Here is a 23,896-nt window from a genome sequence, read left to right as displayed (position 1 = left end):
GCAATCCGGGGAAACGGAGATCGCGCTCCCGGATTGCATGCGGGCTACGGGGGTGGCCGAACGTGCCTCTTCAGCTTGCGTAGTCGAAGCGTTTGGCGATCAACAGCAGCATCTGCTCCAGCGCCAGGCCCACCAGGCCGACGATGATGATGGCGATGAGAATGTGCTCGACGTTGAGGTTGTTCCACTCGTCCCACACCCAGAAGCCCAGGCCGATGCCGCCGGTGAGCATCTCTGCGGCGACGATCACCAGCCAGGCCACGCCGATGGCCAGGCGGATGCCGGTCATCAGGTGCGGCAGCACGGCGGGAAACAGGATGCGCGTCAGCACCTTGAATTCCGACAGCTTGAGTACGCGGGCCACGTTGAGGTAGTCCTGTGGCACGCTGGCCACGCCGGCGGCGGTGTTGAGGATGATCGGCCAGATCGAACTGATGAAGATCACCCAGATCGACGCCGGGCCGGCAGCCTCGAATACCAGCAGGCCAATCGGCAGCCAGGCCAGCGGCGAGACCGGACGCAGCAGGCTGATGATCGGCGCCAGCATGCCGGCGAGAAAGGCGAAGCGGCCGATGGCGAACCCCAGGGGAATACCCACCAGCGCCGCGAGGCCGAAGCCGACTCCGACGCGGCCGAGCGAGTTGAGGATGTTCCAGCCGATGCCCATGTCGTTGGGGCCGTTGTCGTAGAAGGGCTCGGCGAACAGCACCAGGGCGGCCTGCCAGGTGCTCAAGGGGCCCGGCAGGCCCTCGCTGTACTGCGCCAGCAGCGACCAGAAGCCGATGAAGGCAATGATGCCCAGCAGCGGGGCGATGCCGGCCTTGAGCATGCTGCCCAGTGCAGCGGCGCTGGGCAGCATGGCCTGCGCAGACAGACGCGGTTTGGCGATTGGCAGCAGCGGTGTTTTCAGGGGCGCATTCATGCTCACCTCCGGTCAGGCTTTGATGGTGAAGGAGTCGGCGTAGGCGGCTGGATTGCTGCCGTCCCAGACCACGCCGTCGATCAACGTGCTGCTGCGCAGCGGGCTGCTCGGCACCGCCAGCTTGAGGGCGCTGGCAGCCTCGGCGTAGAGCGAGGTCTGGTTGATCTGCGCGGCCACGGCGGCGTAATCCGGCGCATCCTTGAGCAGGCCCCAGCGCTTGAACTGGGTGAGGAACCACATGCCGTCGGAGTGATAGGGAAAGTTGACACTACCGTCCTTGCAGAAGGCCATGGCGTGTTCGTCCTTCCAGCTGTTGCCGAGGCCGTCCTCGTACTGAGCGAGAAAGCGCGGCTCGATCACCTGCACCGGCGCGTTGACGTAGGCCTTGCCGGAAATCAGCTTGGCGGTGCTCTTGCGGTTCTCCTCGCTGGCCTCGATGAAGCGGCTGGCATCGAGAATCGCCATGATCAGTGCGCGGGCGGCATTGGGATACTGCTCGATGAAGGCGCGGGTGGTGCCGAGCACCTTCTCCGGGTGGTCCGGCCAGATCTGCTGCGTGGTGGTGGCGGTGAAGCCGATCTTGTCGAAAATCGCCCGCGCGCCCCAGGGTTCACCGACGCAGAAGCCATCCATGTTGCCGACGCGCATGTTGGCGACCATCTGCGGCGGCGGCACGACGATGGTCTTCACGTCGCTCATGGGGTTGATGCCCAGGCTGCCGAGCCAGTAGTACAGCCACATGGCGTGCGTACCGGTAGGGAAGGTCTGGGCGAAGGTCAGCGGTGTGCCGCCTTTTTTCACGTGTTCGGCCAGTTGCGCGCCGTTGCTCACGCCTGCCTCACGCAGTTGCTTGGACAGGGTGATGGCCTGGCCATTCTGGTTCAGTCCCATCAGCACCGCCATGTCCCGCTGTGGTCCCGCCAGGCCGAGCTGGGCGCCATACATCATGCCGTAGAGCACATGGGCGGCATCCAGTTCGCCAGTGTTGAGCTTGTCTCGCACGCCGGCCCAGGAGGCTTCCTTGCTCGGCGTGATGGTCAGGCCGTACTTCTCACCGAAACCCTGGGTGGCGGCGACCACCACCGAGGCGCAATCGGTCAGGGGAATGAAGCCGACTGTCAGCGCGGCTTTTTCCGGTGCATCGGAGCCGGCCGCCCAGGCTGCACTGCGCAGCGAAGCCGGCGCCGACAGGCCGAGTGCGGCGATACCGCCAACGGCGCCGGCCAGGGCGATGGATTGCTTGAGGAAGTTGCGGCGGCTGGTGGCCAGGGGCTTGTTCGAATCACGATCGGTCATGGGTCTAGTCCTTGTCAGGCGCATAAACAAAAACGGCGTACGCCAGGCCACCTTCTGGAGAGGAAGGTGACCTGACGGACGCCGTTGTCCGTGATCCTCGGCCCGCCGCCGTTGGCGTGCTACGCAGGATGGTTGACAGGGACTTAGCAAGGGGCTTGCCAGCTTTCGTGGCCAACGGCCGAGCAACGGCATACGGCGCCTGGCAGGCGCAAACCGGATGCCGCGTGATCAATGGTTGGTTTTTATAATCAAAGAGTTGCAGCTATTTCATGAGGTGATTTAGCAATGCGCGGAGTCAACGGAAGCGCGGCTCGCTCTGCATGCGACTGAGCCAATGCCGTGCATGAGCGGGCGCTATTGAGCTTTTTTGGTTCGTCTCACAGGCTCAGGAAGCCGGTTGAACGCGCGCCTCCTCGACGAAGTCGCGCAGCCAGCGCAGCACTTCGACGGCTTCCCAACGAGCAGGATCGAACAGTGCATAGGCCAGCCCCTGATAGCCGACCACATCCAGCTGGCGGTGGTAGCCGGCGCGCTGCAGCAGCGCCTCGATTTCGGCGAAGCAGGTATTGAAGTGCTGGCGATTGAAGGGGGTGCGGCTCTCGGTGACGATGCCTTCGAGTTGCAGTTCCTCGACCATCTCGCGCACCCGCTCCAGCGGCATGCGGTTCACTCGGTGTTTCAGCTGCAGTACGTCCAGCATGATGGCGCTCCTGTGCAATCGATCATTTGCCTGTGATCTAGCCTAATCGAAAAGTACTGTACAAATAAACAGTATTGAGTGATATTGGCCTCACTTAGGTGACAACAACCCGTCCACTGCCTGAAGGTGGGCGCCTTGCAAGGGGGTATTGGCAATGCAACAGATGCTGATGACGATTGTGCTATTGGCCCTGCTCAGCGGCTGCGCGCAACCGCAGATAGATCGGCCACAGGCCAATGGTGCGTACCTGGTGATCGAGGGCGAACAGGCCTGGGCCGTACTGGTTTCCGATGGCCAGCGTGTCGAGGAGGCGGGCAGAGTGCTCGACGTAATTCGACTGCCCAGCCACCACTCCAACATTGCCGCCAGCTATGTGATCGAAACGCCCAACTGCGGCAAGCTGCAGTGGTTGACCGAACGCCATGGTGCTGCAGAGGGTGAAACCACGCTGTTGCCGGCCGCCTTCAACGAGCAACTGAGCCAGCCCGGCTGCGTGCTCGCGCAAGGCCTGAGCCGAGCCTGGACGGCTCTGGACTATTCCGGCTGACCGTAGGGTGCGCCGCGCGCACCGATATTCACTGGCGGGTTAACTGGTGAGACGCGTAAAGAAAAAGCGCCGCAACCTCAACGGAAGCGGCGCTTTTCATTCATGCGGTACCACGTGCTTACAGCAGGTGCTGCTTGTCCATCTCGATGGCGGCATCGAGGGTTTCCAGCAGCGCCTTGCGCACCTTCAGCTTGGTGTTCCTGTGCGCCGTCATGTTGATCTTCTTCATCTGCTGCGCCACTACCTGAGTGGTAGCCAGCAGTTGTTCGGCCGGCACCACCTTGTCCAGGAAGCCGGCATCCACCGCGCCAGCCGGGTCGAACATCTCGCCATTGATCACCGAACGGTGGAACGCCGACTTGCGCAGGCGATCACGGGCCAACTCGATGCCGACATGGTGCATGGTCATGCCGATCTGCACTTCGTTCAGGCCGATATTGAACGGACCCTCCACGCCGATACGGTAATCGGCCGACAGCAGGATGAAAGCACCCTTGGCCACGGCATGACCCGGGCAGGCGACGATGATCGGGTAGGGGTGCGCGAGCATGCGCCGCGCCAGCGTAGAGCCAGCCGCTACCAGGTTGATTGCATTCTGCGGGCCGGAGGTCATCACCTTCAGGTCATAGCCGCCGGAAAGAATCCCCGGTTGGCCGGTGATGACGACAATGGCGCGATCCTGCTCGGCGCGGTCGAGGGCAGCATTGAACGCAGCGATCACATCGGGCGAGATGGCATTGACCTTGCCATTGCTCAGGGTGAGGGTGGCGATGCCGTCTTCGAGTTGATAGCTGATCAGGTCGCTCATGGCGGTTTTCCTTGTTAGAGCCTTGGGGGCGAATGTGGGCAGAAGGTACTCAGCCGAAGCGCTCTGGTAAAGCGCCGCGGCTGACTGGTTGGTCAGTGCTTTTGCCTATCGAGGCGATGCCGGATGGCAATTGGCCGCGCGCAAAGCCAGGCCTTTAAGGTGAGCAGCGAACCGCAGGAGCTGCCCATGAATACCCTTTACTCCATCCTTTATATGGTCACCGTGATCGGCCTGCTACTGGCATCGGTCGTGCTCAGCGAAACCCTCTACCTGCGCAGCCCATCCGGCGTGCTGCTGCTATTTGGCTTGGGCCTGTTCATGTCCCTGGGTTTTCTGCTGTTCGGCCACATTCGCTTCGACGAGCAGCCTTGCGAGGAGCACGACGAAAACTCGCTGCGCTCTTAAGCGCATGAATCCTTTAAAAAAAATTTGCCATCGGGAAAACATTCGACTACATTAGCGCACCTCGACGGGCTGCACAGCCAATCGAGATCCGGTGAAGTGTCCGAGCGGTTGAAGGAGCACGCCTGGAAAGTGTGTATACGGGAAACCGTATCAAGAGTTCGAATCTCTTCTTCACCGCCACTTTCGCAAAAGCCCTGCAGGGAAACCTGCAGGGCTTTTTGCTTTGTGGCTTTCGACAGCTGTCGAAAGCCATTGCCTACGAGATCACCCGTCCAGTTCCTTGGCGCACTCGGCTACAGGTTCGGCCATGCCTTCCTTGATGGATTCGCGCACGCCAGGAATCGAGAGCAGGCACAGGGTTTCCTGAATGGCGTCCCAATCCTCAGCCGAGAGCAGGACGGCATTCGTCCGTTTGCCAGTGATCAGAATGGGCTGGTGAGATTCGGCTAATCGATCCATCAGCCGATAGAGGTGAGTGCGTGCTTCGCGTGCTGTAAGGGTGCGCATGAAGCCGTTCTCCTGAGTCATGTCGCAAGCGGGCGATAGGTTATTGCCCCTGCTCGGTAGTGGGTTGAGCCGTAATGCATCGCGCAGATGGTCCGGCGACAGGCGCGCATAACGCATGCTCATTGCCGGAGACCTATGCCCCGAGATTTTCTGTGGCGTAGGGATGTTGCCGCCCCGTATGACGAAGCGACTGGCGAAGGTGGCGGTGTTCGCGGGTCGGTGCATGGTCCTCAGCGGTTAGCCCGGCCGGGCTTGTCTCACTGAGCGCGGCGGTGCAGAGGGTGCGGACAAAAACCAGGGCCTGGCCTGCGCCCTCCCATACACCGTCGCACACCATGACATTCATGGCGCACCCTGTTAATCGTCCGGGCTGGGGTCGGGGAGGACTTCGGCCATGTCCTGGCAGTCCGGGCACAGGGTTACGTGGGGCGCCCTGGTCAGATCGGGCAGCAGGTCAGATCGGGCAGCCGGCTGGTTGTAGAGCTGACCCATGGGTTGCCCGCAGCAGTCACACAGCACGCGATCAACGATCAGCACGGCGGCTTCCTCCGATCAGACCTGGGAGCGTCAGCCGGCCAGGTTGAGGCAATGGCTTGTCGGCGTGAGCAGGCTTGGCCTGTTCGGCGGCAGTATCGTTGGCTGGAACGCTGGGAGCTGCGACCGGGGCGGCAGTGCAGCGGTCAATCACGGCCTCGAATGAACGAAGAAACAGATCGTCGTTCGCTTCAAGAATCTTTATGTGTGCGTGGCTGATATAGAAACCGCCGAGCGAAGCGCCGATCAGGAAGGGCAGAGACCACGACCAGAGCAGGGCGGCCAGATAGCGGCGTACGCGCAATGAAGTCGTCATTCAATAAGCCCACCAGTTCGAACGGTTCGCGCGGGGGCACGAAGGGCGTTGGTTTGCCGGTGTCGCTCACAACGTGCCAGCACTGCGGCGGATGGTTGCCGGGCTTGTGTTTCTCGCAGGTATAGGCCGGCGTAACCTGGGGCTGACCATTTACCCCGGACCATCGTACGGGGCGGCGTTAGGTGCTGGGTGTGTATGGGCAGGAAGGCGCCTTGGGCGGTATCCAGTCGCGGTTCAGCCAGCACACAGAGCAGTCGCAGTTCTCGGCGTGCGCTTGGCGCGGATACTGGTTCAGGCTTTTCTTTGGCCGACACCTCGGGTTTCGGGGCACGGTCAAGCTGGATAAGGCGCCCACATTCGTTGCCGGAAATGCCCCCAGCCTCATGAAAGCCTTCGATGTAGCCCTGCAGGTAGAACCGCAGGTATTCACAAGCGCCAGGCCCGCAAGCCTTGGGGTGAGCAAGGTCACGCTCCATGCGCTCATGGACCGGCTGATGATTGCGTTTCACGGGCTCACCCCCGCCAGCCGCGCCACGCAGGTTTTGCCTGGCTTCATGCAGTTGACGATGCCGTTGCTGACCCACTGCGCGACCCGCTCAACGGGAACACCGGGCAGGGCGGCGAAGGCGGCCTGCGCATGGAAAAGAGGCTTCATGCCGTCCACTTCTGCTGCAGCAGCCAGGAGCGGAACAGGGCGCTGTTGACCATGCGGCGCTTGCCCAGCTTGACGGTGGGCAGAACGCCTTTCATGGCCCAGGCACGCGCGGTGCCGTAGGTCAGACCGTTACGGTCGGCCCAGGACTCGACGGTTTCCACGTCCTGTTGCGGGCCTATGAGCTTCGAAGGCTCCAGCTCTTCCAGTTCCATGCTCGTTCCGTCACTATTCGTGTCAATGCCAGTTATTCAGCATTGCGTTATCCAAAATGGATCGTGTTGCAACGGATAATGCCATTGTTGATCCATATTGGATATATCACCTTAAGATCAAGTGGCTATGATTAAAGAGCGCGTTATAACTATTTTGAAAGGCTCAGGGATTCGGCTTCCCGAGCTGGAGGAGCGCACTGGCATCAGTCGCTACACCTGGAACAACCTGAAAAACACCGCGAGAAAGCGAGAAATCAAGGCTGAGGAGATCGAAGCTATCGTTAAGCTCTTCCCTCAATATGCCTTGTGGGTAGTCAGTGGCGAGGTAGCGCCAGAAGCAGGGCAAACAAGCCCCGAATACGATCAGGCTAATTCAAACTTGCCCAATCAAAACGCGGGATAGCGATTACAACGGAAGTAACTCGACGCTGGTATGCCCGTAAAGGGTGGCAAGAATTTTGAGAATGCTAGGAGAGCAAAGTGGCTATGTTTTTTGAAGAAATTTCTACTGATATAGAAAGTTACTGCCAAAAGCTAGAGACTCTTTTCAAAAAAAACGAGCCTGTTAATGAAAGGGTAGCTCTCTGCGCTGGCATGCTCAGGAAAATTGCTGCAGCGCCAAAAGAATTTGATAAATCAGCTCGGCTAAATGTCAAATGGATTGGGGATGAGCTGAGGTTGATAATTCTCGACAAAAAAGTCGATGACGTGGCCCTGCATGATCTTTGCCAATATCTCTCGCGAATTGCAAGAGAATCAAATCTTAGGTCTCCCTATAAGGCGAAGAGCCCAGAGCTAGAATTACTTGAGTTTTTTGACTACGGAAAAGAGTTTGACAATTTAAGCGACAGGGAAAACTCAGATTTTATATGGGCTTCAATGCCTAAGTATATTGCGACTGACTATCTTGAATATGTATCTGAGAGAGAGGGTGGTTTTTTGTCGGCAAAGTCTGACTGGGAAGCTGAACTACTGGGCTATAAAAAAACTATAGATTCATATGTTTCTATACTTAAAGAACAGAGGGGGAAATTTAATTTCGTTCACCTCTCCAAGGCGTTTCATGAAATGCACTCCGAAAAGAAAGGGGAACTACGATATGCTTTCTTTTCTATGGTTTTGCTGGGCGTGGTGGTTATTATTCCTCTGGCTTACCAGTTTTTAGTCGGTGGACTGGTTGCTACGGATGACGGGAGTGGCTTCTCTTATGTTGAAACAGGGAAGATATTGTCACTGCTTGGTTTGGAAGTTGCACTTTTGTATTTCTTTAGAATTGCCCTCAAGAATTACTACTCGGTAAAGGCTCAGTTGCTTCAGCTGGAGTTGAGGTTGTCTCTTTGTGGTTTTATTGAAAGTTATGCTGATTTTGCTAAATCTAGAAAAACAAAGGATGTAGACCCTTTGTCAAAATTCGAGTCTATTATATTTGCTGGCATAACGCCGGATGAGAGCAATGTGCCCAGCACTTTTGATGGTGTAGATCAGCTTTTGAAAATAGCCAAAGAGATTAGAGCAAAATAAAACTACTTAAGGATATTCAAAGCAAGGAAGCGATATGAAATCAGACTGGGACGACGCACCAGACTACCTGCGCAGCAAGAAAAGGCCCGGCCCATGGAGAATGGTGGCCATCTTGGGTGTGGGTTCCGCGATTACCTGGGGCTTGATCGCGCTGTTTGCCAAGCCAATCGTGATCAATGTGGATCAGCTCAAACAGGCGATTCACGTAGACGGCAAACCGCTGTTCAGCCAGCAATCGGCACCACAGCCCTACAGCGAGCCGGAAGAGCCTATAAGGCTGTCATCCATTCCCATCGATCCACACGCGCAGCGAGTTGCATACGAGCCGGTAAGCCAGCCCCAGCCATATGCCTCGATGGAATGGACAGAGGAAGAAAAGGTGAGGGCGATTGCCAGTTCTCAGAACGTGTTCAGTGACAAGAACTACACGCCCAAGCAGCCGGCCAGCACCTACACACCGCCCGCAACCCATCGCATCGCCCAGGCACCCCAGCAAACGCAGCAGCGCCAAGCCAAGCAGGCAAGGAGCGAGCGTACTTCCAGATGGATCAAGAGCTGGAACGGCGGCAGCAACTACCTGGCGGAATGGCTATCGGTGAACAACTACATCGACGGCACCAGCGTTTGCGCCAATCACCGGCGCGGATCAATCAACTACCGCGAATGCCGCAAGGCCGCCAAACAGCACTTTCATGAAGAGTGCAGAACCTGGCGTGCCCGCTATGACAGTGACCGCAAGACAAGCAGTGATCGCATGAAGACGCGCTATTGCTCTGCGGCTAGCAGCTTTAATCCGATGGGATGACCTATATGCTTATATTTGGATGTATTGTGACTGCTATATGGATTATGGGCTTGGCTGGCGTTGTATATATAAATTTTGATAAAGCTATTGAGCTTGAGCTAAATGCATGGGGTGATTTTTTAGCAGGTTCCTTTGCGCCTTTGGCTTTTTTTTGGCTCGTCATTGGGTATTTTCAGCAGGGGAGAGAGCTGAGATTGAGCACTTCAGCTTTGCATCAACAAGAAAAAGCACTAATGCTACAGGTGGCGGAGCTTAAAGAGTCAGTTAAGCAGCAACAGGCTTTAGTGCAAGCGGCTAAGGAAGATATTGAACTTGGCAAAAGCGCTATGAAAATACAACTGGAAAAAGAAAAGGCCAGTGCTCAGCCTGTTCCAGAGGTGCAGATCAAATCAAGAACCAGTGAGGGTGAGTATCGTGCGCACCATATGAGGGTGTTTAATATAGGTCCAAATGTCAGTCACGTCTTTGTAGAGGAAAAGGCAAGTGATTTCTTTGCATCAGGTGAGCTGAACAAGCCGAGCTCTAGGTGGGGTGGCGATAATTATCTTTTTGTTAAAGTTTACATTCCGGTTGATCTGGATGCAGATAGGGTTGGTCATATTTGCTTGAATATAAGTTACGTGGACGGATTCGGCATGCGAGAGAAGGTCTCTATAGGCTTAGGCGGTAATGGTCTGGGTGGCTTAAAAGTAGTTGAGCTAAAGCAGTCTGATTAAATTGCAAGATATTTTTACAACGAATAATGGTGTATTTACAAAGGCGGTTTTCTTCCTCCTTTAGCTTGTAGCACTTGCTGGCGAAGAAGATTGAAGTATTGCTTATCAGCAGGCTTTGCGGGCTTAGAAGCTGCCCCAGCAAGCAGTTCATTGCGCAATTGTATCCGGCTGTCGTCTGGCATGGATGCTCCCTTGAAGAAATTAACCTAAAAGGTTATTTTGTGCGGCATGGAAAAGCGCAAACCCCATTTCAAGCTTGAGCTGGTAAAGCAGGCCGTAGCTGAGCAGCGTTATCGCTTCACCCGCGTAGCCCTGGAAGGGGGCGCTGAGCTGGGTATGGAGATGGCCGACATGCTGGCCGTCATCAGTGCCCTGAGCAGCCGCGACTTTTTCAAGAGCATGACAACCTATGCGGATCATACTACCTGGCAGGACGTTTACCGACCCGATACCGAATTCGGGCAGGTCTACCTGAAGTTCACGCTGGTGGCCGATCTGCTGATCGTTTCCTTCAAGGAGAAGTGACCATGAAATGTCCAGTATGCGGCGGGGCGGAACTGGTTCACGACACCCGCGATATGCCCTTCACCTACAAGGGGCAGACCACCCAAATTACTGCAGTAACGGCTGACTGGTGCGATGCGTGCGGCGAGTCCCTGACTGGACCGGCCGAGAGTGAGCGCGTTATGCGTGCCATGAACAAGTTTCGCCAACAGGTGAACGCCCAGGACGGCAATCAGGAGCTGATTCGCAGTGTGCGTAAGCAGTTGCGGTTGAGCCAGCGCGAAGCGGCCGAGCTGTTCGGTGGTGGGCCGAATGCGTTTTCTCGCTACGAGCGAGGCAGCACAGAAGCACCGCAACCGCTGGTGCAGTTGTTCAAGATCCTGGGCCGACACCCGGAGTTGATTAACGAGCTGCGTGCAGGTTGAGTGTCGAAAAAGTGTCGAAATCATAGAGCCGAATAGCGACGGATCGAGCAGGCGGGTAGGGCGGTAAGCCCCGTATTGAGCGGGTTTGACACGGACTGACACGCTACCGGAACGGGTTCGAATCTCTTCTTCACCGCCACTTTCGCAATACCTAAAGCCCTGAAAGCTAACAAGTTTTCGGGGCTTTTTGCTTTCTGGCTTTCGGCAGGTGTCGAAAACCCTTACCTGCGAGATCACCCGTCCAGTTCCTTGGTGCACTCGGCTACCGCGCTCAAGAAGGTTTAATTGATCCAGCCTGATCTTGTTGGTTAGCGTTTGGGGATGTTATGCGATGACGAAGGTGCTTGAAATACTGGCTATCAGCGGGCTTTGCGGGCTTGGAAGCGGCACCGGCAAGCAGTTCATTGCGCAATTGTGTACGGCTGTCGTCTGGCATGAGTGCTCCCTCAAAGAAATTAACCTGAAAGGTTATTTTATGCGGCTTGGAATAGCGCAAACCCCATTTCAAGCTTGAGCGGGTGAAGCAAGCCGTAGCCGATCAGTGTTATCGCTTCACCTGCATAGCTCTGGAAGGGGCGCTGAGCTGGGTATGGAGATGGCCGACATGCTGGGGGGCATCAGTGCCCTGAGCCGCCGCGACTTTTTCAAGAGCATGACAACCGATGCGGATCATACTACCAGGCAGGACTTTTACCGACCCGATACCGAATTCGGGCAGGTCTACCTGAAGTTTACGCTGGTGGCTGATCTGCCGATCATTTCCTTCAAGGAGGAGTGACCATGAAATGTCCAGTATGCGGCGGGGCGGATGCGTCTGGAGTAAGCGCGCCAATGTCATGAAAAGCAGGTGTTCCAACGATAGTGGAGCGGCAGGACAAAGGGTTACTGAATGTTGACTGACAGGGCACGCTTGGTGGCGGGGTTAAAGACTTCGTCGCGCAGAACACGAAGGTCTACAGCGTCCTGATTCAGGCGGTGAATCAGTCGAAGCATGTGCTGGCGTAGCACCTCGTCTCGGGTGCTCTCAGCGGCTCGCATCAAAGCGAAGGCGGCGTCCTCGTTGTTGGCTGCGATGGAGTCCAGCGTCTTGCGTACATTGCGAATCAAGGTGAAACCCTCGTTTTAGAGGGCTGCAAGGTACTGGACGAGTGTTTCTGAAATATTGCAACGCATCGACGAGCGGACGGATGGGTGCCGGGAAACCTGGCAGCCGTCATGAACCTGCAATGCAGCAGAGCGATAGTAAGCCTGCACTCCACGAAAGTTGGTGCAGCTCATACTTCTATTAAGCAAGGCCAACCTCCATGGTTGGTCTTTTTTTTGCCAGTTTTTTGCAACTTAGACCCGCCGGCATACGCCCGCGCTGGTTGGTGGGCTCCGGCATGGATTCGGCACCGGCAAGCCGTTCCCTTTAGGGAAACTCTGAAGAAACCGTCATTCCCGCGTAGGCGGGAATCCAGGACCTGCGAGTTTTCTGGGCTCCCGCCTTCGCGGGAGTGACGATAAGTGGCTTTTTCAGAACATCCTTGGGCCGTTAACCTGAGCGGTTGGCTGTCTGGCACGGCCCCATTTCAAGCCGGGATGCTTTGGCTGGCTGTAGCTGAGCAGCGTCATCGCTCAACCCGCAAGGGGCATGGAGGCGGCTGACGTGCCGGTTCCGCCCTTACCCATAGCGCCGAAGATACAGCCACATTGGTTCAGTACTTGCTAACGACGGTGGGCTTGTCATCATTCCTTCGTCGTTCCGTCATATCGCTGCCACCGCGATTGGTTGCAATCGCAGCAAAGGCCGAGAGGATGCTGCGATGCAAATATGCGTGATAGGAGCAGGATACGTAGGCTTGGTGACGGCGACCTGTTTTGCCGAGATGGGCAATCAGGTGGTCTGCGTCGAGCGAGATCCGCAGCGCGTCGCGATGCTTTCGCGAGGAGAAGTGCCGATCTATGAACCTGGCCTGGAAGCGATGCTCAAGGCGCAGCTGGCCGGCGGGCAGCTCAGTTTCACCTCGCAGCTGAAGGCCGGCATTCGCCGTGCCGAGGTGATTTTCATTGCGGTGGGCACGCCCAGTGGCGAGGACGGTTCGGCCGACCTGAGTCATGTCCTGGCGGTTGCCGACGAGCTGGGTGACCGACTCGATCATGCCTGTCTGGTCGTGGACAAATCCACGGTGCCGGTGGGCACCGCCGAGCGTGTGGCGCAGCGCATCAACGCCGGCCTGGCGCGTCGGGAACAGCGGGCGCGGGTGACCGTGGCGAGCAATCCGGAGTTTCTCAAGGAAGGTTCGGCGGTCGAGGACTTCATGCGCCCCGACCGGGTCATCGTCGGCTGTGACGAGGAACGTGGGCGCGAGCTGCTGCGCCGGCTGTATGCGCCCTTTCTGCGCAATCACGACCGCCTGTTGTGCATGGGCGTGCGCGCCGCGGAGTTCAGCAAGTACGCGGCCAATGCCTTTCTGGCGACCAAGATTTCCTTCATCAACGAGATGGCGGGTATCTGCGCGCGGCTGGGTGTGGATATCGAGGAGGTGCGGCGTGGCATCGGCAGCGACCGGCGTATCGGTACGCACTTCATCTATGCCGGCTGCGGTTATGGCGGCTCGTGCTTTCCCAAGGACGTTAAGGCGCTGATCCGTACGGCCGAGCACGAGGGCATCGAACCTGGAATCCTGCGTGCAGTCGAGGCGCGCAATGCGCTGCAGAAGACGCTGCTGTTCCAGGCCTTGCGCGAGCATTTCAATGGTCACCTGCCTGGGCGAGTCGTCGCGCTCTGGGGGCTGGCATTCAAGCCTGGTACTGACGATCTGCGTGAAGCGCCCAGCTTGGTGCTGCTCGACGCACTGCTGACCGCCGGCGCCAAGGTGCAGGCTTGCGATCCGGCCGCCACGGCCGCTGTGGCTGCACGTTATCCATCGGCCATCGCGGCGGGGCAACTGGTGCTGAGTGAATCCCCCTATGCCGTCGCCCAGGGTGCCGATGCGCTGGTGCTGGTGACGGAGTGGAAGCAGTTCCGTCAGCCGGACTTCCCGCGTATTCGCGGTGCGATGCGCATGCCGGTGCTGTTCGACGGACGTAATATCTATGACGCCGATCAGCTGGCGGAGCTGGGTTTTCTCTATCGCGGCATCGGACGACCTGCAAGCGGCAGTTGTAAGGCCAGCGCGGCTTGATAGACTGGGCGCGCATTCCAACCGTCCCCACTAGGGAGTCCCATGATCAAGAAATGCCTGTTCCCCGCTGCCGGCTACGGCACGCGCTTCCTGCCTGCTACCAAGGCTATGCCCAAGGAAATGTTGCCGGTGGTGAACAAGCCACTGATTCAATACGGGGTTGAAGAGGCACTCGAGGCTGGCCTCAACCAGATCTCCATCGTCACGGGGCGCGGCAAGCGCGCGCTGGAAGACCACTTTGACGTGAGCTACGAGCTCGAACACCAGATCAAGGGCACCGACAAGGAGAAGTACCTGGTGGGCATTCGTCGTCTGATCGACGAGTGCAGCTTCTCTTACACCCGTCAGGTCGAGATGAAAGGCCTGGGTCACGCCATCCTCTGCGGTCAGCCGCTGATCGGTGACGAGCCGTTCGCCGTGGTACTGGCTGACGACCTGTGCCTGAACCTGGAAGGCGACAGCGTGCTGGCGCAGATGGTCAAACTGTACAACCAGTTCCGCTGCTCCATCGTGGCGATTCAGGAAGTGCCGAAGGACGAAACATACAAATACGGCGTGATCGCTGGCGAGATGATCCGCGATGACATCTACCGCGTCAGCAACATGGTGGAGAAGCCCAAGCCCGAGGACGCGCCGTCGAACCTGGCGATCATCGGCCGCTACATCCTCACCCCGGACATCTTCGACCTGATCCGCAGCACGCCGCCGGGCAAGGGTGGCGAGATCCAGATCACCGACGCGCTGATGCGCCAGGCCCAGCAGGGCTGCGTGATGGCGTACAAGTTCAAGGGCCAGCGTTTCGACTGCGGTAGCGCCGAGGGTTACATCGACGCGACCAATTTCTGCTTCGAGCACCTGTACAAGACCGGCAAGGCGTTCTGATAACCCAGCAGGTCAACGAAACGCCGCCTTCGGGTGGCGTTTTGCATTTCAGGGAATGGGCATTTTCTCCGAGCCGGGGCCGAGCGGCTGGCCGTAGCTGAACTCCACGTAGTTGCCGGCCGGGTCGCGCAGGCCGCAGTAGTAACCGACCGGGTAGGGTTCGTCGCGTGGCGGCCAGATCAGGCAGCCGTCGCTTTCGGCCAGGGCGGCGATGCGGTCGACGTCCTCGCGGCTGCTCAGGGCAAAGCCGAAGTGGCTGTAGTCGTTGGCCGCCAGGTTCCTGTCCTGGCCGCCGGGCATGATCACGAAGATGAACTGGTGTTCCTTGCCCGGCTCGGCCATCCAGACGATGCGTGTGCCCTTGCCGGGGCGCTCGTGGATCACCTGCATGGCGCAGAAACGCTGGTAGAAGGCGATGCAGGCGTCGAGATCGGGGACGTGCAGGGCAAGATGGGTCAGGGTAGGGCGCATGTTCTTCACCTCCGACGTTCAGCTTAGCGCGGGCCTTTACGGTATGCTCCTTGTCTGCCAAGGAGATACCCCATGAGTCACGACTTCGACCTGTTCGTTATCGGCGCCGGTTCCGGCGGTGTGCGTGCGGCGCGCTTCGCCGCAGGTTTCGGTGCCCGCGTCGCGGTCGCCGAGAGCCGCTATCTGGGCGGTACCTGCGTCAACGTCGGCTGCGTACCGAAAAAACTGCTGGTGTACGGTGCGCATTTCGCCGAAGACTTCGAGCAGGCCTCGGGTTTCGGCTGGTCGCTGGGTGAGGCGAACTTCGACTGGACGACGCTGATCGCCAACAAGAACCGCGAGATCGAGCGTCTCAATGGCATCTACCGCAATCTGTTGACCAACAGCGGCGTCAGTCTGTTCGAAGGCCATGCGCGCATCGTCGATGCGCATACCGTCGAAGTGAACGGCCAGCGTCACAGCGCCGAGCGCATCCTGATCGCCACCGGCGGCTGGCCGCAGATTCCCGATATTCCTGGCCGCGAACACGCCATCAGCTCCAACGAAGCCTTCTTCCTCAAGCAACTGCCCAAGCGCGTACTGGTGGTGGGCGGCGGCTATATCGCCGTGGAGTTTGCTTCGATCTTCCATGGCCTGGGCGCACAGACCTCGCTGCTCTATCGCGGCGATCTGTTCCTGCGCGGCTTCGACGGTGCGGTGCGCCAGCACCTGCGCGAGGAGTTGAGCAAGAAGGGCCTCGACCTGCAGTTCAACGCCGATATCGCCAGCATCGAGCGCCAGGCCGATGGCAGCCTGGCCGCGACGCTCAAGGATGGTCGCGCACTGGAGGCCGATTGCGTGTTCTACGCCACTGGCCGCCGGCCGATGCTGGATAACCTCGGCCTGGAAAACGTCGAGGTCAAGCTGGACAAGCGCGGCTACGTCGAGGTCGATGACCTGTTCCAGACTTCCACACCGTCGATTCTTGCCCTGGGCGACGTGATTGGCCGCGTGCAGCTGACCCCGGTTGCGCTGGCCGAAGGCATGGCCGTGGCGCGCCGGCTGTTCAAGCCCGAGGAATACCGGCCGCTGGATTACAGCATGATCCCCACCGCCGTATTCAGCCTGCCGAACATCGGCACCGTTGGCCTCAGCGAAGAGCAGGCCATCGACGCCGGGCACCAGGTGAAGGTCTTCGAGAGTCGCTTCCGGCCGATGAAGCTGACGCTGACCGAGAACCCGGAACGCACGCTGATGAAGCTGGTGGTGGATGCCGACAGCGACCGCGTACTCGGTTGCCATATGGTCGGGCCGGAGGCGGGTGAGATCGTTCAGGGCCTGGCTGTCGCCCTGAAAGCAGGCGCGACCAAGCAGATCTTCGACGAGACCATCGGTGTGCATCCGAGCGCCGCCGAGGAGTTCGTCACCCTGCGTACGCCGGTCAGCCGCTGAGGGCAGCATGGAAACGCTTTTCTATGTCGCCGACCTGTTCGGCGTTGCGGTGTTCGCCATCACCGGTGCGCTGATGGCAGGGCGCAAGTCCATGGACCTGTTCGGTGTGCTGGTGATGGCCATCGTCACCGCGCTGGGCGGCGGTACGCTGCGCGACCTGATTCTGGACAACCACCCGGTCAGCTGGATTCGTGACGATACCTACATCCTGGTCGCCTCTCTGGCGGCGCTGGGCACCGTGGCCTGGGTGCGCATGACCCGGCCGATTCACGAGAAGGGCCTGTTGATCGCCGATGCCTTCGGCCTGGCCGTGTTCACCGTGTATGGCACCGAGCTGGCGCTGCAGAGCGGTACGCCGATCAGCACTGCGGTGATCATGGGGGTGATGACCGGCGTGGTCGGCGGGGTGATTCGCGATGTGCTGTGCAACGAGATCCCGCTGATCTTCCAGAAGGAAATCTACGCCACGGCCTGCATCGCCGGTGCGCTCACCTTTATCGGCCTGCGTGCCCTGGGCACGCCGCACTGGCTCGATACCGCCGCAGCGATGTTCGTGGTGCTGGCCGCACGTCTGGCGGCGATCCACTGGCACCTGGGGTTGCCACGTTTTCATCTTCTGGACAGGCATTGAACATGATCGAGAGGTTGGACCATCTGGTACTGACGGTGGCAGACATCGACATCACCGTCGATTTCTATGAGCGCGTGCTGGGCATGCGCCACGAGCGTTTCGGCGCTGGGCGCAGCGCGCTGGTATTCGGCCAGCAGAAATTCAATCTGCATCAGGCCGGGCGTGAGTTCGAGCCCAAGGCGATCAAGCCGACGCCTGGCGCCATCGATCTGTGCCTGATCACCCTGTGGCCGCTGGAGCGCGTCATGGCTCATCTGGCCGAGCAGGGCGTGACGGTGGAAGAGGGGCCGGTGGCGCGTACCGGCGCCATTGGCCCTATCGAGTCGGTGTATTTTCGCGATCCGGACGGCAATCTGATCGAAGTGAGCCGTTATCCCGCGTAGGGACGGCTTCGTGCTTGCAGCGGCACCTCGGCATCTGCGTGCTGAGGTGCCGAACTGCACAAAAAAGTGCAGCAGCGAAACGCCTCCTGCTGAAAAATCTTGAACCGCAATGGTTCTAAACGGGTCAGGTTCTATTACCGAGTCACTCAATTGGTACAGAACTCATGATCAAGAAATGTTTGTTTCCCGCCGCCGGTTACGGCACCCGTTTTCTTCCCGCTACCAAGTCGATGCCCAAGGAAATGCTGCCGGTGGTCGACACCCCGTTGATCCAGTACGGCGTCGAAGAGGCACTGCAAGCCGGGCTCAATGAAATCGCCATCGTCACCGGTCGCGGCAAGCGCTCACTGGAGGATCACTTCGACATCAGCTACGAGCTGGAGCACGAGATCTCCAACACCGGTAAGGAAAAATCCCTCAGCGGCGTTCGTCACCTGATCGATCAATGCACCTTCTCCTACACCCGCCAAGTGGAGATGAAGGGCCTTGGCCACGCCATTCTGACCGGACGCCCGTTGATCGGCGACGAAGCCTTCGCCGTGGTGCTGGCCGATGACCTGTGCCTGAACCTCGACGGCGACGGCGTGCTGACCCAGATGGTCAAGCTCTACGAACAGTTCCGCTGCTCCATCGTCGCCATCCAGGAAGTGCCGATGGACGAAGTCTCGCGTTACGGCGTGATTGCTGGTGAGGCGCTGCGCGACGATATCTTCCGCATCGACAGCATGGTGGAGAAGCCCAACCCGGAGGACGCGCCGTCGAATCTGGCGATCATCGGCCGCTACATCCTCACGCCCGACATCTTCTCGTTGATCGAACAGACCGAGCCGGGCAAGAGCGGCGAAATCCAGATCACCGATGCGCTGATGAAGCAGGCCCAGCAGGGCTGCGTTCTGGCCTACAAGTTCAAGGGTCGCCGCTTCGATTGTGGCTCGGCTGAAGGCTACGTGCAGGCCACCAACTTCTGCTTCGAGAATCGGCACAAGACCCATCCGGTTACTGCCAACCCGCGACTCAAGGCTGTCTGAGCGCTTGGTCAGACGCCGAAGGTGCTCAGTGATCAGTGATTGCGTGCCGAGGACGCTGCAGGCAGCGCTGTCGCCAAAGGTGAAAAAAGCCTGAACGACTCGGGGCTGAGCCTGCCTGACTTCAAGTAGGGGCAATAACGCCTCGCGAGTAACTATCAGGAGGTACCAGCAATGGCGACCAGTAAAAATCCGGGTAACTTCGCAAACGATCGTCAAAAAGCATCCGAGGCCGGCCGCAAAGGTGGCCACAACAGCGGTGGCAACTTTGCCAATGACCGCCAGAGAGCGTCCGAAGCCGGTCGCAAGGGTGGCCAGAAGAGCCAGACAACTCGAAGCTCGTGACGACCTGACCAAGGCCCGCGTTTTGCGGGCCTTGGCGTTTCTGATTCAGGATCACTGTGTCAGCGTCGCTAGGGCTGCCCGCAGGCAACGACAAAGACTCCTCACTGAAACAATCTGAGCGTTTCCGTCTCGGAACGTCTGGCAGGTGCCGTTACCAGCGTGTAATGAGATCCAGGGGAGGGGTGTAGTCTGCTCAGCGCTGGATGCGGTGTGCCGGGATAGTGCTGCCTTTCTTCGACGGCAAGATGCGAGTGACCTTTACATCGCTGAATTCGCTGGGCCATTCGAAGGTGTGAAGGGCGCTCAAGTAGAAACGAGCCTGGTAGGGCGTGAGTTGCTCGCGGTCGGATTCGACTTCCACGCTGTGCGACTGGTCATGCAGGATATAGCTGATCAGATGCAATGGCTTGGCCATCTCGTGCCTCCGGTTTTGCTGAATGATGTGAGATAGACCTGCCCAACTCGCTTGCAAGTTCCCGCCATCCGCCGAGTGGTTGCCCGTAGGGTGCGCTACGCGCAACAGTCCCGGCGCCCTCTGCAGCAGTGCGTATGGCGCACCCTGCGCCAACGCGTCGTTTGCTCTCGCTAACCGAGCTGCGTTTCGACTGGCTGTTCGCCGCGCTTGCGCAGGTTTTTCGCACGTTTTTCCAGCACCGCGTAGGTGACGCTGATCACCAGCAGCGGCAGCAGGTAATAGAGCACACGGTATGTGATGAGAGCGGCGATAAGGCTGGCCTGGCTGTGCTGGTGCTGTAGCAGAGCGAGAAACACGGCCTCCAGCACCCCGAGCCCGGCGGGAACATGCGCCACAACCGCAGCCATGCAACTGATCAGCAGCACACCAAGCACCGAGGCATAGGTGGCACCTTCCGGTAACAGCCAATAGATCAGGGCGGCCATCAACGACCAGTTGCTTGCGCCGAGGCATAGCTGCAGTAACACGATGCGCAACGAGGGCAGGGTGACGTAGCGCTCGCGAAAGCGCCAAACGCGCTGTCTGGAAAATGCGCAGATGCCCACATAGGCGCTAACCAGCCCAAGCAAGGCAAAACCCAGCAACTGCAAGCTGTTCATGCCCAATGTCCAGTTGTCCGGCAGTTCTACCAGGCGCAGAGAGAAAATCACTCCGGCCAGTGCCATGCAACTGGTCCAGTTGGTCAGAAGGCTGAGGCTGAGGATGCGCGTCACCGTCGAGGCGCTCAGGCCGAGGCGTGTGTACAACCGGTAGCGCATCGCCACACCGCCGATCCAGGTGGTGAAATTGAGGGTGAAGGCGTAGCCAGCCATCGCCACCAGTATGATCTGGCGCGTAGGCAGATGATGGCGACTGTACGTGCGGCCGAGCAGGTCGTAGCCACCTGACAGCAGATAGCTGGCGAGCGTGATCAGCGTTCCCAGCAACAGGATCTGCGGGCTGTAAGCATTCAGCGCCTGGTGCACTTCCCCCCAGTCCAGATTGCGCAGCGATGTATACAGCAGCGTGAATATGGCTAGAAGAAGCAACAAGGTGAGTGCGCGTTTACCCCAGCGCATCCAGGGGGTGTTCAAAGCGCCATTCATCCTGTCTTTTCCTCTTGATTACCGCCTGCCTTGTCGGCTGGTTCCAGCGGTTTCAGGTTCTTGCGGTGTGCCGGCAGCCGGCGAGGGTTGAACAGTGAATGTCCAGGGTCGCTTGCGGACGAATTCATCACTTGATACGTATATGCCAAGGTGAATGTGCATACGGATGGCGCGCTGAAAGTTCGCACGATGTGATCGACCGTTGAGATGACGGGGCGTTGCAAATAAAGGTTCAACCTGTTTTGCAGCGTTATCGCTTCATAAATAATGTTCACCTTTCACGTAAAGTTGAATTAGCCAAGCCATTGGCTTCAATACGAAATGTGCATTCTGGCGCTCACTGCAAGTACTCATTTCACCACACTGAATATCTCCCCCGATGCCGTCATAAGTGGCAAAATAAATGGTCGAGCTTGTGCTGCCAGATAGAATCTGCGTTTTTAGCCCTCGCCATTCTGATTGGTCGTGAACATTGCAATGAAAAGCATGCTCGTTGTGAGCAAGGCTTATATGCATATCGACAACCGCCCGTTAAATCGCTTGAGTAACCACTGGTATCGGTATGGTCAGTTAGAAAGAGTGGTTGGGCTTGATCACGTCAATCGTCATGTAGCCGGGTATGTCGTTGCCGACCTTATGGGCGAGGTCACGGTAAATGTCGTTGCAGGTCAGAATCGAGCGACTGAGCTCGGAAGACGCATCGAGGTTAGCGGCGGACTGCTCGCCCGGGGCACAACCCTGGCAGAGAGGTTCAACCAACGCCTCGCTTTGTACCTGATAGCAGTTCGCGTCGATCTCCTGTGACGACCGCTGCATGGCCTGAGCGCCGGGCTGCGATACTGGAAGCATCACCGCCAGCGCAGGGGGCTGAAAAGGCTGCCAGATCAGCAACACTACCAGGCAGGTCGAGCCAGCCACGTAGGGCCATTGCCTTCTGATTCTTACCAGCAGCTCTTCAGGCTTGTGACAGGCCAACGCTGAGTCGTTGCTTCTGTACATTTGCGCACTTCCTCATTTCTTGGTGAGTTCTCTCATGGCCCATAAGCGAGAGAGACGCGTACGGAAGATCGGTTCACGCGAGTAGGTAGGTAACTGTGTGGTGCTGCAGTGCTTGACCGCTGCATTGATCGACTCCGCATCTTCATCCAGTGTCATGTCGAAATGAATCAGGCGAATGAACTCCTGCGTCGAGCAACTGGCATCGAGTACACGTACCAACCGGCGCTGTTCATCGGCAACGGTCAGTACGACGCTGCCGTCCGGCCTGGGGGTCATGGCAACTTCGTAATCAGCTAGTGCTGACCTGATACTTTCCAAGTCGTGTTTCATCGGCCTCTCCTTAATAGCGCCCTTGAAACATAACGGCGTATCCAGTGCATACCAACAGTTGGGACGATTGGTAAAAAAAAATTCCAAAGTGACATCATGTGCCGGAGTTATACAGAATGGTCGTGGAGGCGGTGATCAGGGAGAAGGATTGTCGCTAACCAATTGCCGCGATCAGTGTTTATTGTTTGGCCATGGCATGTGGCATCAGAAAAAATATTCACTGTTCCACACCGACAGAAAAAATACTTTGAACCAAACTCATGGCGCAGTTTCGTGGAGCAGGAGTATGCCCACATAACCGTGGATACGACCTGGAGAAGCTTCACCATAGATCGGACGAACACGCATATGGACGCGCCTTGCGTAACAAGCAACGGATACGGCTTGCCGTCGAGCAGGTGTTCGCAGAACAGAGGCTGGAGTAGAGATCTCTTTGCCCTGACTGAATGTGGAGGAGGGCTCCTATCAGGTATTACTCCGTGTCTCGGCATTGCCCACGTTATGCCTTAAGATAACGGGTTACCGAAAGAACCGTCATGGCCATAGCCATGAAGGGCTTTCATCCTTACAGATAAGTACGGTGAAGATGAACAAGCCTTTCATTTCGCTGTGCCCAGAAATTACTCGGGCACATGCGCTGACACTGATGGATTGGTTGGAGGATGAGCGCGTGACTCGCTATCTGAGCGATTCGCGCGATGTCTGCCGGTCCATCGAGCAAGCCATCGATCGGACGCAATTGCCGATCCTGACCCATCTGTTCAACCGGGGCGGCCGATTTTTCATGGCCTACGACCGGTATGACGCCCCTGTGGGCTTTGTTCGCCTGATCAAGACCGGCTCAGATTGCGAGATAGTCCTGGCCATTGGAGACAGCGACAAATGGGGGCGAAACCTTGGCGCAGGCACGATCCGCGAAGGCATGAAGCTGGCCTTCCTCGACATGCGGGCCGGGAAACTCATCGCCAAGATCCACCCGGACAACACGCGCTCGCTGAAAGCTTTTCTGCGCAGTGGCTTTCTGCTCGAGAGCGAAACACCGACGTTGAAAACATTTTCAATGTCGGTGGGGCGCTATCTGCAGTTCTTGCGTGAAGATGCTGTGGGCGACTCAGGTGGGATCTACATCACTGAGGTCGACAAGGCCAGGCTAGAGAGCCTGATCGCGCTCGAGGAAGGTCCGGCCGTTGTTGAGCTCGAGCATGAGCTTGAGCGAGCCATTGTCGTCAAGCCGCATCAGGTGGCGTGCGATGTCGTCACGATGAACTCCAGAGCCTTGCTGCAACTGGACGACGAAGAGATCGAAGTCGCCTTGGTCTATCCAGAAGACGCTGACAGCAGCGCCGGCAAGTATTCCGTGTGCTCCGACATCGGCGCGGCCATCCTCGGTTATCAGGAAGGAGACGCCATCGACTGGCGGATTTCCGATCGGACCCGCCGAATTGAGATCCGGAAAGTGCTTTATCAGCCGGAGGCGGCGGGCGATTTCCACCTGTAATTGCTAGCGTTCGCTCATCAGGCACGCAGGCCCTGGTAGGACGGGGCCTCGATTTACGATCCTGATGCGGGTTGTGCTGCCTTGCGGCGCAAGGGATGGAGCCCGACTAAGTCATTCTGGATTCTCAAGCAGCGCCTTAAAGACGATTGGCCTTGGGTCGTTGAAAGCTGGCCCCGATCAAGAAGGGGCATCTACTCTAATACATAATTTAACATAATATACATTATGCGAAGCTATGACTTATCCAATGTAGGGCTCTTTGCGTTCGATTTGGCCAGACTGAATCACCCACTTTGGCTCC

Annotated in this window: 32 protein-coding genes, 1 tRNA gene and 4 pseudogenes; 19 read left to right on the top strand and 18 right to left on the bottom strand. The window is 58.0% G+C overall.

Features of this window, described 5'->3' with window-relative positions:
* Window positions 1-70: 70 nt before the first annotated feature.
* The 3 genes from ntrB to INS93_RS07045 form a co-directional block, all read right to left on the bottom strand.
* Window positions 71-922 (bottom strand): nitrate ABC transporter permease, encoded by an 852-nt coding sequence (ntrB, locus tag INS93_RS07055; protein ID WP_192980831.1) that lies wholly within the window; start codon window positions 920-922, stop codon window positions 71-73.
* A gap of 12 nt (window positions 923-934) precedes the next feature.
* Complete coding sequence (locus tag INS93_RS07050; RefSeq protein ID WP_192980830.1) at window positions 935-2,218, bottom strand: CmpA/NrtA family ABC transporter substrate-binding protein; 1,284 nt, start codon at window positions 2,216-2,218, stop codon at window positions 935-937.
* 385 nt (window positions 2,219-2,603) lie between these two features.
* On the bottom strand, window positions 2,604-2,918 hold the full coding sequence (locus tag INS93_RS07045) for a hypothetical protein (RefSeq protein WP_012018520.1): 315 nt from the start codon (window positions 2,916-2,918) through the stop codon (window positions 2,604-2,606).
* Between the two features lie 154 nt (window positions 2,919-3,072).
* Between INS93_RS07045 and INS93_RS07040 the strand changes: the two genes are divergently transcribed.
* On the top strand, window positions 3,073-3,465 hold the full coding sequence (locus INS93_RS07040) for a hypothetical protein (protein WP_160018006.1): 393 nt from the start codon (window positions 3,073-3,075) through the stop codon (window positions 3,463-3,465).
* A 118-nt stretch (window positions 3,466-3,583) separates the two neighbouring features.
* On the opposite strand, the gene INS93_RS07035 is transcribed toward INS93_RS07040, so the two are convergent.
* Window positions 3,584-4,273: a crotonase/enoyl-CoA hydratase family protein gene (locus INS93_RS07035; protein WP_160018007.1), complete on the bottom strand. Its 690-nt coding sequence runs from the start codon at window positions 4,271-4,273 to the stop codon at window positions 3,584-3,586.
* A 186-nt stretch (window positions 4,274-4,459) separates the two neighbouring features.
* Between INS93_RS07035 and INS93_RS07030 the strand changes: the two genes are divergently transcribed.
* Complete coding sequence (locus INS93_RS07030; RefSeq protein WP_160018008.1) at window positions 4,460-4,678, top strand: hypothetical protein; 219 nt, start codon at window positions 4,460-4,462, stop codon at window positions 4,676-4,678.
* Window positions 4,679-4,768: 90 nt separating this feature from the next.
* Window positions 4,769-4,858, top strand: a tRNA-Ser gene (locus INS93_RS07025).
* 84 nt (window positions 4,859-4,942) lie between these two features.
* Here the strand turns inward: INS93_RS07025 and INS93_RS07020 are convergent.
* The 7 genes and pseudogenes from INS93_RS07020 to INS93_RS06995 form a co-directional block, all read right to left on the bottom strand.
* The gene (locus INS93_RS07020; RefSeq protein WP_192980829.1) at window positions 4,943-5,185 is read right to left on the bottom strand and encodes a type II toxin-antitoxin system Phd/YefM family antitoxin; all 243 of its coding nucleotides are present in this window, start codon (window positions 5,183-5,185) and stop codon (window positions 4,943-4,945) included.
* A gap of 57 nt (window positions 5,186-5,242) precedes the next feature.
* A pseudogene (locus INS93_RS25035) lies at window positions 5,243-5,386 on the bottom strand (integrase); the annotation flags it as partial.
* Between the two features lie 156 nt (window positions 5,387-5,542).
* Window positions 5,543-5,722 carry a hypothetical protein gene (locus tag INS93_RS07015; RefSeq protein ID WP_192980828.1) on the bottom strand — a complete coding sequence of 60 codons (180 nt, stop codon included), beginning with the start codon at window positions 5,720-5,722 and terminating at the stop codon, window positions 5,543-5,545.
* Window positions 5,709-6,035 carry a hypothetical protein gene (locus INS93_RS07010; protein WP_178094589.1) on the bottom strand — a complete coding sequence of 109 codons (327 nt, stop codon included), beginning with the start codon at window positions 6,033-6,035 and terminating at the stop codon, window positions 5,709-5,711. Before INS93_RS07010 ends, INS93_RS07015 begins: the two co-directional genes overlap by 14 nt.
* Before the next feature lie 7 nt (window positions 6,036-6,042).
* Window positions 6,043-6,366 (bottom strand): annotated as a pseudogene (gene pflM / locus INS93_RS25030) (lysogeny maintenance protein PflM); the annotation flags it as partial.
* Window positions 6,367-6,540: 174 nt separating this feature from the next.
* Complete coding sequence (locus INS93_RS07000) at window positions 6,541-6,690, bottom strand: hypothetical protein (RefSeq protein WP_192980827.1); 150 nt, start codon at window positions 6,688-6,690, stop codon at window positions 6,541-6,543.
* The gene (locus INS93_RS06995) at window positions 6,687-6,902 is read right to left on the bottom strand and encodes a DNA-binding protein (RefSeq protein ID WP_192980826.1); all 216 of its coding nucleotides are present in this window, start codon (window positions 6,900-6,902) and stop codon (window positions 6,687-6,689) included. Before INS93_RS06995 ends, INS93_RS07000 begins: the two co-directional genes overlap by 4 nt.
* Window positions 6,903-7,029: 127 nt before the next feature.
* On the opposite strand from INS93_RS06995, the gene INS93_RS06990 reads away from it, so the two are divergent.
* From INS93_RS06990 to INS93_RS06975, 4 genes are all read left to right on the top strand, one after another.
* Entirely contained in the window at window positions 7,030-7,305 is a 276-nt protein-coding gene (locus tag INS93_RS06990; RefSeq protein WP_192980825.1) for a helix-turn-helix domain-containing protein, read from the top strand.
* Window positions 7,306-7,382: 77 nt separating this feature from the next.
* Window positions 7,383-8,423: a hypothetical protein gene (locus INS93_RS06985; RefSeq protein WP_192980824.1), complete on the top strand. Its 1,041-nt coding sequence runs from the start codon at window positions 7,383-7,385 to the stop codon at window positions 8,421-8,423.
* Window positions 8,424-8,457: 34 nt separating this feature from the next.
* Window positions 8,458-9,228 (top strand): hypothetical protein, encoded by a 771-nt coding sequence (locus INS93_RS06980; protein ID WP_192980823.1) that lies wholly within the window; start codon window positions 8,458-8,460, stop codon window positions 9,226-9,228.
* A gap of 26 nt (window positions 9,229-9,254) precedes the next feature.
* Window positions 9,255-9,944 (top strand): hypothetical protein, encoded by a 690-nt coding sequence (locus INS93_RS06975; RefSeq protein ID WP_192980822.1) that lies wholly within the window; start codon window positions 9,255-9,257, stop codon window positions 9,942-9,944.
* A gap of 35 nt (window positions 9,945-9,979) precedes the next feature.
* Here the strand turns inward: INS93_RS06975 and INS93_RS06970 are convergent, their stop codons facing one another.
* Window positions 9,980-10,126, bottom strand: coding sequence for a hypothetical protein (locus INS93_RS06970; RefSeq protein WP_192980821.1), 147 nt, complete (start codon window positions 10,124-10,126; stop codon window positions 9,980-9,982).
* A gap of 46 nt (window positions 10,127-10,172) precedes the next feature.
* Here INS93_RS06970 and INS93_RS06965 point away from each other — a divergent pair, with 46 nt between their 5' ends.
* From INS93_RS06965 to INS93_RS06950, 4 genes are all read left to right on the top strand, one after another.
* Window positions 10,173-10,469 carry a type II toxin-antitoxin system MqsR family toxin gene (locus INS93_RS06965; protein ID WP_192980820.1) on the top strand — a complete coding sequence of 99 codons (297 nt, stop codon included), beginning with the start codon at window positions 10,173-10,175 and terminating at the stop codon, window positions 10,467-10,469.
* A gap of 2 nt (window positions 10,470-10,471) precedes the next feature.
* A complete protein-coding gene (locus tag INS93_RS06960; RefSeq protein ID WP_192980819.1) occupies window positions 10,472-10,873 on the top strand; it encodes a type II TA system antitoxin MqsA family protein in 402 nt (133 codons plus the stop codon).
* A gap of 331 nt (window positions 10,874-11,204) precedes the next feature.
* Window positions 11,205-11,387 carry a hypothetical protein gene (locus INS93_RS06955; RefSeq protein WP_192981005.1) on the top strand — a complete coding sequence of 61 codons (183 nt, stop codon included), beginning with the start codon at window positions 11,205-11,207 and terminating at the stop codon, window positions 11,385-11,387.
* A gap of 75 nt (window positions 11,388-11,462) precedes the next feature.
* On the top strand, window positions 11,463-11,651 hold the full coding sequence (locus INS93_RS06950) for a type II toxin-antitoxin system MqsR family toxin (protein WP_264294418.1): 189 nt from the start codon (window positions 11,463-11,465) through the stop codon (window positions 11,649-11,651).
* Between the two features lie 104 nt (window positions 11,652-11,755).
* On the opposite strand, the gene INS93_RS06945 is transcribed toward INS93_RS06950, so the two are convergent.
* Window positions 11,756-11,980 (bottom strand): hypothetical protein, encoded by a 225-nt coding sequence (locus tag INS93_RS06945; RefSeq protein ID WP_192980818.1) that lies wholly within the window; start codon window positions 11,978-11,980, stop codon window positions 11,756-11,758.
* A gap of 698 nt (window positions 11,981-12,678) precedes the next feature.
* Between INS93_RS06945 and INS93_RS06940 the strand changes: the two genes are divergently transcribed.
* The gene (locus INS93_RS06940) at window positions 12,679-14,040 is read left to right on the top strand and encodes a UDP-glucose dehydrogenase family protein (RefSeq protein WP_192980817.1); all 1,362 of its coding nucleotides are present in this window, start codon (window positions 12,679-12,681) and stop codon (window positions 14,038-14,040) included.
* A 42-nt stretch (window positions 14,041-14,082) separates the two neighbouring features.
* Complete coding sequence (gene galU, locus INS93_RS06935) at window positions 14,083-14,922, top strand: UTP--glucose-1-phosphate uridylyltransferase GalU (RefSeq protein WP_192980816.1); 840 nt, start codon at window positions 14,083-14,085, stop codon at window positions 14,920-14,922.
* A 48-nt stretch (window positions 14,923-14,970) separates the two neighbouring features.
* On the opposite strand, the gene INS93_RS06930 is transcribed toward galU (INS93_RS06935), so the two are convergent.
* Window positions 14,971-15,393, bottom strand: coding sequence for a VOC family protein (locus tag INS93_RS06930; protein ID WP_192980815.1), 423 nt, complete (start codon window positions 15,391-15,393; stop codon window positions 14,971-14,973).
* A gap of 72 nt (window positions 15,394-15,465) precedes the next feature.
* Between INS93_RS06930 and gorA the strand changes: the two genes are divergently transcribed.
* The 5 genes and pseudogenes from gorA to INS93_RS06905 form a co-directional block, all read left to right on the top strand.
* Window positions 15,466-16,824: a glutathione-disulfide reductase gene (gene gorA, locus INS93_RS06925; RefSeq protein ID WP_192980814.1), complete on the top strand. Its 1,359-nt coding sequence runs from the start codon at window positions 15,466-15,468 to the stop codon at window positions 16,822-16,824.
* A 7-nt stretch (window positions 16,825-16,831) separates the two neighbouring features.
* Window positions 16,832-17,455, top strand: a complete 624-nt coding sequence (locus INS93_RS06920; protein ID WP_192980813.1) for a trimeric intracellular cation channel family protein — start codon at window positions 16,832-16,834, stop codon at window positions 17,453-17,455.
* 2 nt (window positions 17,456-17,457) lie between these two features.
* Entirely contained in the window at window positions 17,458-17,838 is a 381-nt protein-coding gene (locus INS93_RS06915; RefSeq protein ID WP_192980812.1) for a VOC family protein, read from the top strand.
* Between the two features lie 164 nt (window positions 17,839-18,002).
* Window positions 18,003-18,866, top strand: coding sequence for a UTP--glucose-1-phosphate uridylyltransferase GalU (galU, locus tag INS93_RS06910; protein WP_192980811.1), 864 nt, complete (start codon window positions 18,003-18,005; stop codon window positions 18,864-18,866).
* A gap of 192 nt (window positions 18,867-19,058) precedes the next feature.
* A pseudogene (locus tag INS93_RS06905) lies at window positions 19,059-19,208 on the top strand (general stress protein); the annotation flags it as partial.
* Window positions 19,209-19,401: 193 nt separating this feature from the next.
* Here the strand turns inward: INS93_RS06905 and INS93_RS06900 are convergent.
* The 4 genes from INS93_RS06900 to INS93_RS06885 form a co-directional block, all read right to left on the bottom strand.
* A complete protein-coding gene (locus INS93_RS06900; RefSeq protein ID WP_192980809.1) occupies window positions 19,402-19,623 on the bottom strand; it encodes a hypothetical protein in 222 nt (73 codons plus the stop codon).
* A gap of 170 nt (window positions 19,624-19,793) precedes the next feature.
* A complete protein-coding gene (locus tag INS93_RS06895; RefSeq protein WP_192980808.1) occupies window positions 19,794-20,768 on the bottom strand; it encodes a lysylphosphatidylglycerol synthase domain-containing protein in 975 nt (324 codons plus the stop codon).
* Window positions 20,769-21,338: 570 nt separating this feature from the next.
* Entirely contained in the window at window positions 21,339-21,767 is a 429-nt protein-coding gene (locus tag INS93_RS06890) for a hypothetical protein (protein ID WP_226945366.1), read from the bottom strand.
* Window positions 21,768-21,779: 12 nt separating this feature from the next.
* Window positions 21,780-22,043 (bottom strand): hypothetical protein, encoded by a 264-nt coding sequence (locus INS93_RS06885; RefSeq protein WP_192980807.1) that lies wholly within the window; start codon window positions 22,041-22,043, stop codon window positions 21,780-21,782.
* A 590-nt stretch (window positions 22,044-22,633) separates the two neighbouring features.
* Here INS93_RS06885 and INS93_RS06880 point away from each other — a divergent pair.
* A pseudogene (locus INS93_RS06880) lies at window positions 22,634-23,595 on the top strand (GNAT family N-acetyltransferase).
* Window positions 23,596-23,896 lie beyond the last annotated feature (301 nt).

The organism is Pseudomonas sp. EggHat1, from assembly GCF_014892995.1.
GTDB lineage: Bacteria > Pseudomonadota > Gammaproteobacteria > Pseudomonadales > Pseudomonadaceae > Aquipseudomonas > Aquipseudomonas chaetocerotis.
This window is presented reverse-complemented; position numbering and strand designations above follow the sequence as displayed.